Raw genomic sequence first — 13,631 nt, forward strand, 5'->3', positions numbered from 1 at the left:
GCTGTGTCCTTTCCTCATGGTCGTCCCTGGTTCTCGGAAGCGAGCAGGGGTTCCCACAACCGTCGGGCGAGCACGCCGAAACGACTCGGATCGTCGAACCACGCGGCTTCGGCGCCCTCCGGAGAATCGGCGGTGAGCCGCGCGAGCGTGACGTCCGGCCCGTACAGATACGCCACGTGCCGATCCTTTCCGTCGCCGAACGTGCCACCGAATGCTTTTCCGGCGGCCGACAGCGCCATCTCGACGGAGTCGCCACGGTGCCGCCGCTCGGCGTATTCGGCCGAGGCGCCCGTCACCACCGGCAACGGACGGCACAGCCCGCGGTCGCGCAGATCGACGAGTGCGGCGAGGACCGCGACCGGGTCGGCCGGCGCCTGCAGGGTCGAGCGCCAGGCGGGATACGACCGCGAACGGCTGCGCCCGGTCGTCACGGCGCGCCATTGTCCCGGATGTCCCGACGCGACGACGGCGAGCAGTCGGATCCACGCTTCGAGCCGGTGCTTCGGGGACAGCTTCGAGTACGTGCTGCGGGCCAGCACCTCCCCGTGCACCCCGCCCACGGTGCCGGTCAGCCGCCGCCCGTCTCCGAGGTCCACGCGGATGTCGACGGTGCGAGCCGGTCCGGAGTGCACACCGGCACAGGCACGCACGAGGCGTTCGACATTGTCGCTCACGGCGTCGAGCGTCTTCCTGCCGAGGGCGAAGGGGGGCAGCGTGCCGCGACGCCACTCCGCATCCTTGAACGCGCCCGCGGACATCCCGGCCAGACGTGCTTCGAGCATGCGATCGCCCAGCTGCCATTGGGCGAGGCCGTCGAGTTCGATGTCGAGTGCGTCGGCGATGCCCTCGTCGGTGTCGGGGATGCGCAATCCGAGTCGCTGCCTGAGGAATCCCTGTGTCGGGTGTGTCAGGAAGGTGACGAGTTCGTCGAGATCCACATCCGTACGTACCGGTGCCGGAAGATCATCGACGAGCAGCGATCCCGATCGTGCTCGAGCAGGCGAACTCCCTTGTCCGGCACGGGCCGCCGCAAGTGCGGTGACCCCGAAACCGAACGGGTCCTCCGCTCGGAAGTTGCGGGGATCGAAGGGTTGCAGCGGATGCCGCCGCACGATCCGCTCGTCGTCCACTTCGACTCCGGTCATCGTCGCCACCACATCGCGCACTTCCGTGAGCGGGATCGCCGGCGGACGTACCGCTCCGGTGACGGCATCGGCGCCGGTATAGAACAACAGCAGCCGCTCCTCGGCCGCCATCAGCGCGTCGAGGAGCAGCTGGCGGTCCTCACTGCGCGGATCACGTTCTCCCACACAAGGATTCTGGGTCAGGACGTCGTCGCCGTCGGCATGTGCCGAGCGCGGGAAGATGTCGTCGTCCAATCCGAGGAGCACCACCACGCGGTGCGGCACCGAACGCATCGGAACCATGGTGCACACCGTCAGCTCGCCCGTCCGGAAGTTCGAACGCGTCGGGTGCCCGTCCAGCCGGGAGCCGAGCATGGATCTCACATCGCTCAGGGACAACTGTATGTCGCCGGCATGCTCCACGGCCTCACCGATCACGCGACGTGCGCGGGCGAGTTGCCAGGCATCGGCTCGGGGGACGTCGGTGAGCAGGTCGATTCCGTAGGCGAGTTCGTCGGACCATCGTGCCGCGGGCAGTGGCCCGCGCAGTCTGAGCAGTACGACCGTCAAGCGGTCGATGTATTCGGCGAACCTGCCCGCGAGATCGATGTCGTTGCTGTCGACGTCGTCGAGAGGCAGGGACAGCGACAACCACTCCCCGTCCGATCCGTCGGCGACCACACCGAGCAGGATCCGGTCGAGCGCCGCGCCGAAGGTGTTCTGCATGAAATCGCCGAGGCCGAAGTTCTTCCGCTGCCACGGACCGAGGCCCCAGCGCGCACCGGTCTCGGTAGTCCATTCCTGCAGGCGCTCGAGTTCGTCGTCGTCGAATCCGAACTTCCGGCGCACCGGTGCGGAAGCGGCGAGGTCGAGAACCTCGCTGGCGGTGACCCGGCCGTCGGCCAGCGCGAGCAGCTCCGACACCACCGACAACACCGGGTCGGTGCGACGCAGTCCGCGGTCGGCGAGGCGGACCCGCAGGGTGTGGCCGGGATGCTCCCCCACTCCCGCACCGAAGGCGGCGTGGACGAGCGGAGCGTACGTCTCGACGTCCGGGCACAGGACGATGACATCGCGCGGCTCGAGAGCCGGATCGTCGCGAAACAGATGCAGCAGGCACTCGCGGAGCACCTCGACCTGCCGGGTGGGGCCGTGGCATGCGTGGATCATCACGGTCCCGTCGGGTTCTGCCGATCCGGTTTCGGGGATCCGATCGTCCCGGATATCGCTCTGCAGCCGACCGAGGAGAGTCGTAGGTGTGGGTGGGGACGGATGGAGGACGTCCGCACAGTCGAGGCCGGAGAGCCGGATCTGGAGTTCGCGGACATCGCGGCCCAGTGCCGCCGACAAGGGGTGCTGCACACCGAGGGCGCTGTGGTCGTCGACGCGGCGCATGGACGGCGGGCGTGCGGTCAGTCCGTCCCACATCGCCGGACTCGGGTGCGGAAGCCAGACGTGTACGTCGCGGTGATGCCCGAGCGCGGACAGCACCTCCAGGAGAACGGTGTCGAGCCGGGTGGGGCCGAAGACCGAGAACCGTTCGGGCAGATCGACGACGTCGGGATCGTTCCGTAACCGGGCGCACAGTTCGTCGAGTCGTTGCGACGGGCTGTCGACCCCGATACGAGCTCGCAAGCGCCGCCACAACTCGGCCTGCCAGCGCAGATGATCGTCGAGCGGAGCACCCGTGCCGTCGGTGTCGTGGCCCGACGCCCACTGAGCGATCATCCCCGGTCGCTGGAGCCCGTAGCTGCGAAACAGTTCGGCGAGATGGGCAGCAGTGGCATATCTCCGTCCGATGCGGTGGTCGTCGGCTCCGTGTCCGAGATGTCGCGCCAGGGTGGCGCACCAGGGTTCCCCGACGGATTCGTCGATCACGCCGAGCAACGTCCACAACATGCGGGACGGATGCCAGGGATCGTCGGCGGCGGAGATCCCGGATGCCGCGGCGAGGGCTTCGTCCACGAGGCGGGCCGGGGACGGAAAGTCGATGTTCGCTGCCACCCCGTCGCCACCGGAGGAACCGAGCATTCCCGACAACCGCTGGGTGAGCCATCTTTCGACACCGCGCGCGGGCACCGCGACGACCTCGCGCGCGAACGGATCGGCAAGGGGTTCGGCAAGCACTGCGGCAAGCGCGTCCGCCAGGATGCCGGTGCGCTCGGCACGGTGCAGGGTCAGCACGCGTCGATCTCCCTCGTCGTCGCTCGTTCCGTCCGGTACGGCTTATCACACCGCTCGGACAGACGACTGCGCCGCAGGTCGCGCGTGCTGACGGAGATGTAGACGACTACGTCACCGTCGAGACATGCCGACTGTCACGTTTCCGTCGAGATATCGAACAGTGAGAGCTGATTCCTCGCGATCTCGGCACTCACGTCGGCGTGGTAACGCTCCCCCAGATTCTGCGCGACGTGTGCAGGACAACCGAGTTCGTTGCCGATCTGCTCCCAGGTATAACCGGCTTCGCGGCGCTCCCACGCGAAGCCGCCGTCCTCGTACCACGGCATCGACATGGTCCGATGGTGCGCTGGGCCACACTCCGCTGCAACGACCCACCTCGGTGTGTCGCCTGCGAATTCATCGAGAACTGCCTGCCCGCACTCTCCGGTCCCTAGAGAACCGCGACGAGAAGCGCTGCCGCTCCTCCAACCACACCGGCCAGAGCGAGCCCGCCGGCGAAGGACCCCGCAATTGCCACTGCGGCCGCACAGCCGCACACGGCCAGGATGACGAACATCAGGGAGCCGGCGATCGGATGTTCTAGGAGAGTGGGCATTTCGGTCACCGCCGGGGGACTTGCGTCCACACCCTCCGACGGAGCGTCGACCGGCCGGGATGGAGCGGCCGTCGTCGGCGCGGTGATCACTTCCGGGGCCATGACAGGTACTGCCGTGGTCATCGTGTCGTCCCCGCTTTCCCTTTGCTGATTGTGCCGTTTCACGGTGGCGGCCCGCCGGGGTGCCCGGCAGGGCCGCGTGCCGATTCGGCCGCGATATCTCACGTCAAGGCGTGCTCCGAATGTTTCCCCGCGAGCGATCGGCCCAAACCGGCCAATTCGCCTCACGTGTGTCGAGTGGTCACTAAGGCACCGAACTCGACCGATGGGTGTGTTATGGATCACATAGACGTTAGCAGTTATGGGTGTCGGGTAGCCAACAGTTGTCACGTCATTTCCTGATCGATGTGAATTTGTCGGTAGATCACCGACTCTCCAGTGCGAAGGAGGCGAACGCACAATGACCGAGAACCGAACTCCGGCGTTGCTCACCCAGTTGCGCACACTCCACGAACTGACTCATGCGGAAACGCAGGTGGCGGAAACCCGCGTGGCTCAGGCACGTACCGAAGCGGTACGCAAGGAACTGACCGAAAATGCCGAAAACTGCCGTATCCGTGCGGTAGCCATCGAAGAAGCTATTCGTGATCTGGGTGGTCTGCCCGATGTGGTGGGTCCGTTCCTCGGTCGCGCCGCAATCATGGTGAAGACTCTCACCGAACAGGCTCAGCCGTTCGACGAAGCACTGCTGTCCGATCTCGCCCTCGAGCATCAGCTCCTCGATCGTGCTCGCTACGTGAAGGCGCTGGCCACCGCGGGCGGTCACAAGTCGGTCGTGTCCCTGGCGGACCGTCTGATCACCGCTCACTCGGCCACGGTCGAATGGTTGACCACTGTCATCGCAGAGGAGGCCCTCGGTGGCCCCGCTGCTCTGCGCCGTACACCGTTGCAGGCTGCGGCCGGTGCTGCGGTGCGTCTGGTCAACACGCCTGTCACCTGGTCGGCGCGCGGAATCGATCGTGCGATCGACGTCGCCCGCTCCACGCGGCCGCGCATCGGATCGCTGCTCTCCCGCGGTGCTCATGCCGGTGACGTCGCAGCCAAGACGATCGGCGCGAGTCGCGATGCCGCCCTCGAGACGGCGGAACGCGTGAGCCGCAGGGAAGGCGCCGACAGCGCCGCCGACGTTCTGCACAGGGCCCGCAGTGCCTCCGGTGTTCTCACGGAGGAGGAGCTGCCGATCCGGAATTACGACGACCTCACAGTCCCGAAGGCCGTGGCGGCGGTCAAGGAACTGACAGAGCCGGCAGACATCCGCGCGATCGTCGCGTACGAGGAAGCCCACAAGGCGCGACACGGCGTCGTCTCCGCAGCTCAGACCCGATTGGCCTCCATCGCACAGGACGTGGTCGGCGTCTGATCCCCCACGCTCTCACCGGTAAGTAGTCCGTAACACGATCGCCGGGTCCGCACGGGCCCGGCGATCGTCGTGCCGTGACCCCCCGTGTCGATCCCACTCGAAGCGGGTACGCGAACCGTACGTTCTTTCGAAGGAGACAACATGACTCGTGTCCTGTTCGCCGTCAGTGCTGCCGATCACTGGACGTTGCAGGATGGCACCCGCCACCCCACCGGATTCTGGGCGGAGGAACTCGTCGAGCCCTACACAGTTTTCGAGCAGGCCGGATACGACATTACCGTCGCCACTCCCGGGGGTGGCACTCCCGTGGTGGACGAAGCCAGCCTCGAACCCGGTGCCGCGGGCGGCGAAGACCGCGTGACTGCCCTGAAGGCGTCACTCGAGAAGTTGCAGCCGGTTCTGGCCGACGCCGCGATTCTCGAGGATCAGCGTGCCGAGGATTTCGACCTGCTGTTCGCTCCCGGCGGTCACGGTCCGATGGAAGACCTTGCCGTCGACGAGCGGTTCGGCGAACTCGTACGGCATTTCGTCGAGGCCGACAAGGTGGTCGCGATGGTGTGCCACGCACCGGCAGCTCTGCTTCCGGCCTTCGGATCCGGTGGCCGCTGGCTGTTCGAGGGTTACCGGTTGACGTCGTTCACGAACGTCGAGGAGGTGCAGGCGGGCCTCGCCGACAAGGCACCCTGGCTACTGCAGGATCGTCTCCAGGAGGCCGGCGCGATCTTCTCGTCCGCCGACGCCTGGGAGCCGCACGTGGTGGTCGACCGCGTCCTGTACACGGGCCAGAACCCCGCCTCCTCCCGGCCACTGGCCGAGCGTGTGGTCGCCGAGGTACCGGCCCGCGCTGCATCGTGACACGCGAGATCCGACACTCGTACGACTCCGGTCGTCACCGCTGACGGGCGTCGAGCAGGAAATTCGACATCTCGTCGGCCACCGCATCCGGCCGGTCGAGCATCGACAGCACGTACGCGTCGTCGATCTCCGTCAGGACTGCGTCCGGCAACAATTCGGCGAGTCGACGCCCGTGCTCGCGGGGCATGACCTTGCCGTCCGAAGACCACAGCACCGCCGCCGGTCCGGTGAAATTCCTCAGGGCCTCGGTGTCGGCGACGAGGTCGCTCTTCACGAATTTCGACGTCGCATACTTGCGAAGATCTCGGCGCACGCCGCCGTTCTGCAGGCCTGCTTCGGTCCAGGATCGAACCAGATTGTCCGGTATCGGTTTTCGCGCCATCCAGCCGACGAACATCGGTGTGTTCCGCAACCAGCGGATGCGCAGCAGCCGTAGCGCGAGGGCCACTCCGCCCGGTATGCGCGCGGTGAGCGAAACGGACTTGCCCGGCAACCCCGGTGGGAAGTTGTCGAATGCCTCACACGGCAACAGGATCAATCGCCCGACCCGGTCGTCGAGCCCGTAGGCCGTGAGGAACAGGGCTCCTCCCCAGTCGCTGTGTACGAGGGTCACCTCGTGCAGATCGAGCGCGGCGAGGAACTCCGCCACCAGGAGGTTGAGACCGTGCAGGCTCAGATCCGCGTCGGGCCGCATCGGGTCGGAATGCGCACCGAGCGGGAGATCGGGCAGCACGTAGCGGAATCCGTCCGGCAGCCGTTCGAGCACCCGGTCCCAGACGGAGTGATTCATCAACAATCCGTGCAGGAGCACGACAGGCGGACCTTCGCCGCGGTCGACGTAATGGATCGGTCCGGCAGTGAGGTCGACGGTGGGCATCGCAGCACCTTTTCCTTCGGACGGTGTCTCGGAGCCGGGACTTTTCGAATGTATATGCCCCGAGCTCTACATGCGGAACATCCGAATGCGGGTGCTCTGTCCGTAGCGACCTGCCGGTCGTCGCGGACTTTTATCGTTGAATGAGAACGATTGTCCCGCCTTGTGCAATCGCTCCCACACTCGTGGGACACATCGGCGTCACGCACCCGCGCAGGCGGGGACGGAGACGAACGCGCTGAGGAGAAAACATGGCTCTGCTCCCCGAATCCGTGTGGACGGGAATGATCCACCTCGACGGTTGGCGCCGCGGCAGTGGCGGTACCACCAAGGTCACCAGTCCCTCGACCGGGGAACAGATCGCAGAGATCGGGCTGGCCGACCCTGACGACGTCCATACCGCCGCCCGCGCTGCCGCTGCCGCGCAGAAGTCCTGGGCCGCCACTCCCCCGTCCGAACGCGCGGCCGTCCTGCGCCGCGCCGGTGAGAAGTTTCGCGAGCACGCCGACGAATTGATCGGCTGGGGCATTCGTGAAGCGGGTTCCATCCCGGACAAGGCCGCGATGGAGGTGTTCGGTTCCGCTACCGAGTGCTTCGAGGCCGCCGCCCTGCCCACTCATCCGCACGGCGAATATCTGCCGTCGGACAACGGTCACTGGTCGATCGCTCGCCGTCTGCCCGCCGGCGTCGTATCGGTCATCGCACCGTTCAACTTCCCGCTGCTGCTCGCGATGCGCTCGGTCGCTCCGGCCCTGGCGCTCGGCAACGCAGTGCTGCTCAAACCGGACCCGCGTACGAGTGTCATCGGCGGCGTCGTGGTGGCCCGGATCTTCGAGGAAGCCGGGCTTCCCACCGGTCTGCTGCAGATGCTGCCCGGTGGCGGTGACGTCGGCGCTGCCACCGTCGACGCTCCCGAGGTCCGGGTGGTCTCGTTCACCGGGTCGACCGCCGCCGGACGTCACGTCGGCAAGGCCGGAGCCGAGCACCTCAAGCGCACGCACCTCGAACTCGGTGGCAACAACGCGATGATCGTTCTCCCGGGCGCAGACGTCGATCTCGCCGCCGGTGTGGGGGCGATGGGTTCGTTCTTCCATCAAGGTCAGATCTGCATGACGACCGGTCGCCATCTGGTGCACGAATCCGTCTTCGACGATTACGTGCGTGCTCTCGCCGCGAAGGCGGACGGGCTCGTCGTCGGTGATCCCGCGGCCGGTCCCGTACATCTCGGGCCGATCATCGACGAGCGGCAACTCACGAACATCGACACGATCGTGCAGGACACCGTCGCGGCAGGGGCAACTCTCGCGGCCGGCGGCACACACGAGGGCCTGTTCTACCGGCCCACCGTGCTGAGCGATTTGACCGTCGATATGCCCGCCTGGAATCAGGAGATCTTCGGTCCCGTCGCACCGGTTCTGAAGTTCTCCGACCTCGACGAGGCCGTCGAACTGGCGAACGCGTCCGAGTACGGCCTGTCGGTGAGCATCGTGGGCGAGGTCGGTACGGCCATGAAGATCGCCGACCGCATCAACTCCGGCAAGGTCCACATCAACGAGATGACGGTCGCGGACGAGGCCAACGCTCCCTTCGGTGGTGTCGGAGCCTCCGGCACCGGTTCTCGCTTCGGCGGTCCGGCCGCGAACATCGAGGCGTTCACCGAGACCCAGTGGATCACGGTGCGTCCCGAGATCGCGCGCTACCCCTTCTGACACGCACCTCGACGACGAACGGTCGGGTGAGCGCGTTCTCGCGCTCACCCGACCGTTTTGGGTGCTTCCCCGCGGGCCTGTTCAGCGAAGGTGAGTCCGCGTCCGGCGAGCGCCTCCCCCAGGATGCGTATCGCCTTCGGTCCGACACCGTGCAACGCCGCCACCTCCCGTTCTGTTCGACGAGCGAGGTGGTCGAGGTTCTCGATCCCTTCGGCGAGCAGGGCTCGCATCGCGGGTCGGCCGATGGACGCAGGCAGATCGGCGGGCGCCGAGCGTGAGGGGACCATGTACCGATGCTAGAGCCGCACACCCTCACGGGCGGCTCGTTCCGTCACCGCTGCGGCTGTCTCTTCGCGCTCGTCAGGAGTCCTCCTTCGCCGCCCTTGCGATCCACACGGTTCGAGATCCACGGACCGACAGATCCGTTCGGTGCAGCACCGATTCGGGGCCGTGCGCGACCAGCCGGTCGAGGGTGTCGAGGTCTTCCGTGGCCAAGACGTCTGCGAGCCCGCTCCGGGTCCGGCTCAGCATCGCGTGGGCGTATCGCCGGGCCGTCTCGTCGACTTCGACTCCGAGTTCGTCGTGTCGCTTCTCCATCACCTCGAAACCGGCCCGGTGAAGGTTGTCACTCCAGTCCGGGTAGGTGTTCCACCCTCGTGAAGCGGCAGCCTCGTGACATCTCGCCTCGAGGCCGGGCGTGCCGATTCCGATGTCGTCCGGCAGGAATCGCGGCTGCGACTCCATTTCGGTCACCACCACCGTTCCGCCTGGTTCCATCGCCTCGAACAACTGCCGCAGCAGCGTGTCGGGATCCTCGATGTGGTGCAAGGACAGTGCTGCCCAGGCCAGGTCGACCGAACCGACGTCCGGCAACCCAGCGTCGAGGTCGACCTCGACGGTTCGTACGCGGTCGGCGAAGCCGTTGTGGTCGGCGGCCCGCCGAAGACGACCCAGCATGTCGGTGGACAGGTCGAGCGCGACGAGTTGCGCGTCGGGAAATCGGCGTGCCAAAGCGAGTGTGCCCGCACCCGTTCCGGCCCCGATATCGACGACGGTGCCTGGTCGGCGTGTGAGCCCACCGGCAACCCGGTCCAGCAACTCCTCGAAGTAGGTCCGATGGATCTCCGCGTCGAGGTCGAGCAGATCTGCCATCGAATCGTCATGCCGGTGGCCGTGTGGTGGGTGGTGGTGCGTGTGGTCGTGCATGTCTCCACGTTAGAGCGGCTCATTCGATTTCGGCATACACTCTTGCCTATGGAGCAAGAACCGCCCGATCTGGACCAGCTGATCCGGCAGCGCATCCGCAGTCTGCGACTCGCGCAGGGCTGGACGCTCGAGGCCCTCGCAGCCCGGTGCCACATCAGCCCGTCCAATCTGAGCCGGATCGAGACCGGCCGCCGCAGAATCGCTCTCGACCAACTGGTCCCGATCGCCCGGGCACTCGACACCACGATCGATCAACTCGTCGAGTCCGGTGACGATCAGGACGTCGTGATCAGACCCCAACCGTGCGACACCCCTGGCTATACGACCTGGCTGTTGTCACGGGAGCGCTCGATGGGCGGCGTCACCGTCGCCAAGATGCGGATCACCCGACAGGAACCGATGCCGTCGGACGCACTTCCCGTCCATCCTGGACACGAGTGGTTCACCGTCCTCTCCGGAACGGCGCGCCTCCAACTCGGTGAGCGGAAGATCCTCATACACGAGGGCAATGCCGCCGAGTTCTCGACGATGACACCGCACGCGGTCAGCGCGCATGACGGACCGCTGGAGATTCTCACGATCTTCGATCACAACGGGGAACGCGCCCACCTGCGTAACACAGGTGGGCGCTGACTCGGCGAGTTCCGCTCAGACGTACAGCCGGTCCACGAACGCGCGGAGATTGTCGCGAACGCGCTCGGCCTTCTCGTCCGCGTCGAGATCCTCGCGATATCGGCTTCCCAGTGCGGGCTTCTTCTTGCCGCGCGCATACAACGAACACGCCAGGTCGATGCACATGTACGTCCCGACGGCGTTACCCGCTCGCCCGGAGTCGCCGACCTTGCTCGCCGTCATCAGCGCGACGCCACCCCTGGTGTGCGTGGTGAGGCAGATCGTGCACATCTGCGTCTTCCCGGAACCCTGCTGTTCGAACCGCATGGCGACACCCACGACCTCGTCGTCGCGCGGGACGACGATGTAACCGCGACCTGGAAACGACGGATCGGTCCAGCCCAGGAAATCGAGATCTTCCCACGGCCGGCCTTCGAGGTCACGCGGAGCCGGTAACCGCTTTGCCTCCCCCTTGGAACAGTTGACGAATGATGCTCTGATATCTCGCTCGGTGAGCGGGTCCATGTCCGGGCAACCTTTTTCGTTCGCATACGTACAGACCCGTGAACGGTACCCACAAGGTGCTGCACCGGACAATCGAATTTCACCGGCGCTCACGCCGGTGAGCGCGGCGCCCCCGAACCGGGGTCGATCTGCACCGGGCCCGAGGCCGAAGGACCGACCGGGAAGTCGAAGATCGCCGTCGGAAGATACACCGTGGCACAGGAATTCGGGATGTCCACGACGCCCGACAACCGCCCCTCGATCGGCGCGGCGCCGAGCAGTAGGTACGCCTGCTCCGGGCTGTACCCGAACTTGGTCAGGTAGTCGATGGCATGCAGGCACGCCCGCTGATACGCCAGTTGCGAATCGAGATAACGCTGTTCACCGTCGAGCGTCACGGAGGTACCGGAGAAGGCGAGCCATTCCGAGTACTGCGGGTCGGTGTTGCCCGGCATGAAGATCGCGTTCTCGCTGACGCCGTAGGTCTCCATGCCGCCCGGGATCAAATCGACACGCAGGTCGATGAACCCGCCCATCTCGATGGCACCGCAGAAGGTGATCTCACCGTCACCCTGTGAGAAGTGCAGGTCGCCCACCGACAGGTTCGCCCCGTCGACGAAGACCGGGTAGAAGATCCGGCTGCCCTTGGTGAGGTTCTTGATGTCCTGATTACCGCCGTTCTCGCGAGGCGGCGCAGTCCGGGCACCTTCGGCCGCGACCCGATCGAAGTCGGCGCCCGACAGGCTGCCGAGAATGGCTCCGTTCGGTTCGGGCGGCAGCGCGAGGGCCGGCTCCCGGTCGGGATCCGTTGCGATCAGGGCGGCTTCCCGGGTGTTCCACGTCGACAGCAAGTCGTGCGACGGGGCCGTCCCCATGAGACCGGGATGCACGATGCCGGTGAACGACACATGCGGAACATGCCGGCTCGTCGCCTTCTGCCCGGTGAAATCCCAGATCGCCTTGTAGGCGTCGGGGAACTGATCGGTGAGGAATCCCCCGCCGTTCGTCTTCGCGAAGATGCCGGTGTATCCCCATCCCTGCCCCGCGAGCGGGCCGGAATCCTCCTGCGGAATCGGCCCGATGTCGAGGATGTCGACGATCAGCAGGTCGCCGGGCTTGGCGCCTTCCACGGCGAACGGTCCCGACAACGCGTGCACGATGTGCAGCGGGGCATTGCGGATGTCGTCGGCAGAATCGTCGTTGTGGATCTCACCGTCGAACCATTCGCGACAGTGCACCCGGAACGAGTCACCCGGTTTCACTGTCGCGACGGGAGGGATGTCCGGATGCCAGCGGTTGTGACCGATCTTCTCCTGATCGGTGAACCGGCGGGTCGAATCGAGAGGGAAGACGACGTCGGGCACGAGACCTCCTGGGAAACAGTGGATCAGGGTCGGGGTAACGATCGGTGTCGGGGATCGGTCGTAACCGACCGAGACGGACGTCGCGATGTGCCGGGCAGGGCACCCGAGACGACGTCGGGTTCGGAGGCGGTGCGTGCGGTCGCGTCGTGCAATCGCATCGCCGTCGACCCGCCGCGACCGAGACGGGGCGGGGTGAGCAATCGACGAGCGTGCCCGCCGCACTGCGGGCACCTGGTCGACGCGGAGACCTCACTCATGGGAACGGAGAGGTCGAACGGACCGCACTCCGCACATCGGAACTCGTACAGCGGCATCGGCATCGCCTCTCGCACGTCGGTCCCATGACGGTAACCGAAGATCCGCCGATCCGCGGGGTGACTTACTCGGTGACGCGCTCGCGTCTCGTCAGCACGAGCGGTGCGTCCTCGGTGATCGCGATCGTGTGCTCACTGTGTGCGGTGCGCGAGCCGTCCGCCGAGCGGATCGTCCAACCGTCCGGGTCGTAGACGATCTTGTCCGTTCCGGCTGCGAACCACGGCTCGAGCGCGAGCGTCAGACCGGGACGCAGCACGAGCCCACGACCCGGACGCCCGGTGTTCGACACGTGCGGATCCTCGTGCATGGTGCGGCCGAGGCCGTGCCCGCCGAACGCGGTATTGACGGGATAGCCGTACTCGGCCGCCACCGCACCGATCGCCGCGGAGATATCACCCAGGTGATTACCGGGTAGGGCGGCGGCGATGCCCTCGGCCAGCGCCACTTCGGTCGCTTCGACGAGGCGCCTGTCCTCTGGTCGTTCTGCACCGACGATGAGGCTACGCGCCGAATCGGCGACCCATCCGTCGATCGAGACGGCGATGTCCATGCTCAGCAGGTCGCCGTCGCGAAGCACGTAATCGTGCGGGAGTCCGTGCAGGACGGCGTCGTTGACCGAGAGGCAGATGACGTTCCGGAACGGCCCGCGGCCGAACGAGGGAGCGTAGTCCCAGTAGCACGACACCGCACCGCGCTCGTCGATCAGATCCCGCGCGCGCTGCTCGAGATCGAGCAGGTTGACCCCGGGCCTGGCGCGGTCGGTCAGGTCGTCGAGCAACTCGGCGATGAACGAGCCGGTCACGTCCATCGCCGCGATCTCGGGGGATGTCTTCAGTTCCAGCACCGGCCTGCTCCTTCGAGCCCGTCGA

14 protein-coding genes are annotated in these 13,631 nt (G+C 66.4%); 4 read left to right on the forward strand and 10 right to left on the reverse strand.

Annotation, left to right across the window (positions count from 1 at the left end):
- Positions 1-14 precede the first annotated feature (14 nt).
- The 3 genes from recC to ABZ789_RS08845 all read right to left on the reverse strand — a co-directional run bounded on the left by recC (position 15) and on the right by ABZ789_RS08845 (position 4,026).
- A complete protein-coding gene (gene recC, locus ABZ789_RS08835; RefSeq protein WP_358421975.1) occupies positions 15-3,308 on the reverse strand; it encodes an exodeoxyribonuclease V subunit gamma in 3,294 nt (1,097 codons plus the stop codon).
- A 134-nt stretch (positions 3,309-3,442) separates the two neighbouring features.
- Positions 3,443-3,640, reverse strand: coding sequence for a hypothetical protein (locus ABZ789_RS08840; RefSeq protein WP_358421978.1), 198 nt, complete (start codon positions 3,638-3,640; stop codon positions 3,443-3,445).
- A gap of 98 nt (positions 3,641-3,738) precedes the next feature.
- Positions 3,739-4,026 carry a hypothetical protein gene (locus tag ABZ789_RS08845; RefSeq protein WP_358421981.1) on the reverse strand — a complete coding sequence of 96 codons (288 nt, stop codon included), beginning with the start codon at positions 4,024-4,026 and terminating at the stop codon, positions 3,739-3,741.
- Positions 4,027-4,363: 337 nt separating this feature from the next.
- Here ABZ789_RS08845 and ABZ789_RS08850 point away from each other — a divergent pair, with 337 nt between their 5' ends.
- Positions 4,364-5,323: a ferritin-like domain-containing protein gene (locus tag ABZ789_RS08850; RefSeq protein WP_358421984.1), complete on the forward strand. Its 960-nt coding sequence runs from the start codon at positions 4,364-4,366 to the stop codon at positions 5,321-5,323.
- 141 nt (positions 5,324-5,464) lie between these two features.
- The gene (locus ABZ789_RS08855; RefSeq protein ID WP_358421987.1) at positions 5,465-6,178 is read left to right on the forward strand and encodes a type 1 glutamine amidotransferase domain-containing protein; all 714 of its coding nucleotides are present in this window, start codon (positions 5,465-5,467) and stop codon (positions 6,176-6,178) included.
- A gap of 34 nt (positions 6,179-6,212) precedes the next feature.
- Here ABZ789_RS08855 and ABZ789_RS08860 read toward each other — a convergent pair whose 3' ends face one another.
- The gene (locus tag ABZ789_RS08860; RefSeq protein ID WP_358421990.1) at positions 6,213-7,055 is read right to left on the reverse strand and encodes an alpha/beta hydrolase; all 843 of its coding nucleotides are present in this window, start codon (positions 7,053-7,055) and stop codon (positions 6,213-6,215) included.
- A 248-nt stretch (positions 7,056-7,303) separates the two neighbouring features.
- Between ABZ789_RS08860 and ABZ789_RS08865 the strand changes: the two genes are divergently transcribed.
- Positions 7,304-8,761: a benzaldehyde dehydrogenase gene (locus ABZ789_RS08865; protein WP_358421992.1), complete on the forward strand. Its 1,458-nt coding sequence runs from the start codon at positions 7,304-7,306 to the stop codon at positions 8,759-8,761.
- 44 nt (positions 8,762-8,805) lie between these two features.
- Here the strand turns inward: ABZ789_RS08865 and ABZ789_RS08870 are convergent, their stop codons facing one another.
- Both ABZ789_RS08870 and ABZ789_RS08875 read right to left on the reverse strand, forming a co-directional pair.
- Positions 8,806-9,048 carry a hypothetical protein gene (locus ABZ789_RS08870; RefSeq protein WP_358421995.1) on the reverse strand — a complete coding sequence of 81 codons (243 nt, stop codon included), beginning with the start codon at positions 9,046-9,048 and terminating at the stop codon, positions 8,806-8,808.
- A gap of 73 nt (positions 9,049-9,121) precedes the next feature.
- Positions 9,122-9,967, reverse strand: coding sequence for a class I SAM-dependent methyltransferase (locus tag ABZ789_RS08875; protein ID WP_358421997.1), 846 nt, complete (start codon positions 9,965-9,967; stop codon positions 9,122-9,124).
- 48 nt (positions 9,968-10,015) lie between these two features.
- Here ABZ789_RS08875 and ABZ789_RS08880 point away from each other — a divergent pair, with 48 nt between their 5' ends.
- Positions 10,016-10,600 carry a helix-turn-helix transcriptional regulator gene (locus ABZ789_RS08880; RefSeq protein WP_358422000.1) on the forward strand — a complete coding sequence of 195 codons (585 nt, stop codon included), beginning with the start codon at positions 10,016-10,018 and terminating at the stop codon, positions 10,598-10,600.
- Positions 10,601-10,615: 15 nt separating this feature from the next.
- Here the strand turns inward: ABZ789_RS08880 and ABZ789_RS08885 are convergent, their stop codons facing one another.
- The 4 genes from ABZ789_RS08885 to map all read right to left on the reverse strand — a co-directional run bounded on the left by ABZ789_RS08885 (position 10,616) and on the right by map (position 13,606).
- Positions 10,616-11,104 carry an FBP domain-containing protein gene (locus tag ABZ789_RS08885; RefSeq protein WP_358422003.1) on the reverse strand — a complete coding sequence of 163 codons (489 nt, stop codon included), beginning with the start codon at positions 11,102-11,104 and terminating at the stop codon, positions 10,616-10,618.
- 89 nt (positions 11,105-11,193) lie between these two features.
- Complete coding sequence (gene fmdA / locus ABZ789_RS08890; RefSeq protein WP_358422006.1) at positions 11,194-12,447, reverse strand: formamidase; 1,254 nt, start codon at positions 12,445-12,447, stop codon at positions 11,194-11,196.
- Between the two features lie 23 nt (positions 12,448-12,470).
- A complete protein-coding gene (locus tag ABZ789_RS08895) occupies positions 12,471-12,767 on the reverse strand; it encodes a zinc ribbon domain-containing protein (protein WP_358422009.1) in 297 nt (98 codons plus the stop codon).
- 59 nt (positions 12,768-12,826) lie between these two features.
- Entirely contained in the window at positions 12,827-13,606 is a 780-nt protein-coding gene (gene map / locus ABZ789_RS08900; RefSeq protein ID WP_358422012.1) for a type I methionyl aminopeptidase, read from the reverse strand.
- Between the last annotated feature and the right edge of the window lie 25 nt (positions 13,607-13,631).

Origin of the sequence: Rhodococcus sp. NPDC047139 (assembly GCF_040643435.1) — a bacterium.
Taxonomy (GTDB): Bacteria; Actinomycetota; Actinomycetes; order Mycobacteriales; family Mycobacteriaceae; genus Rhodococcus.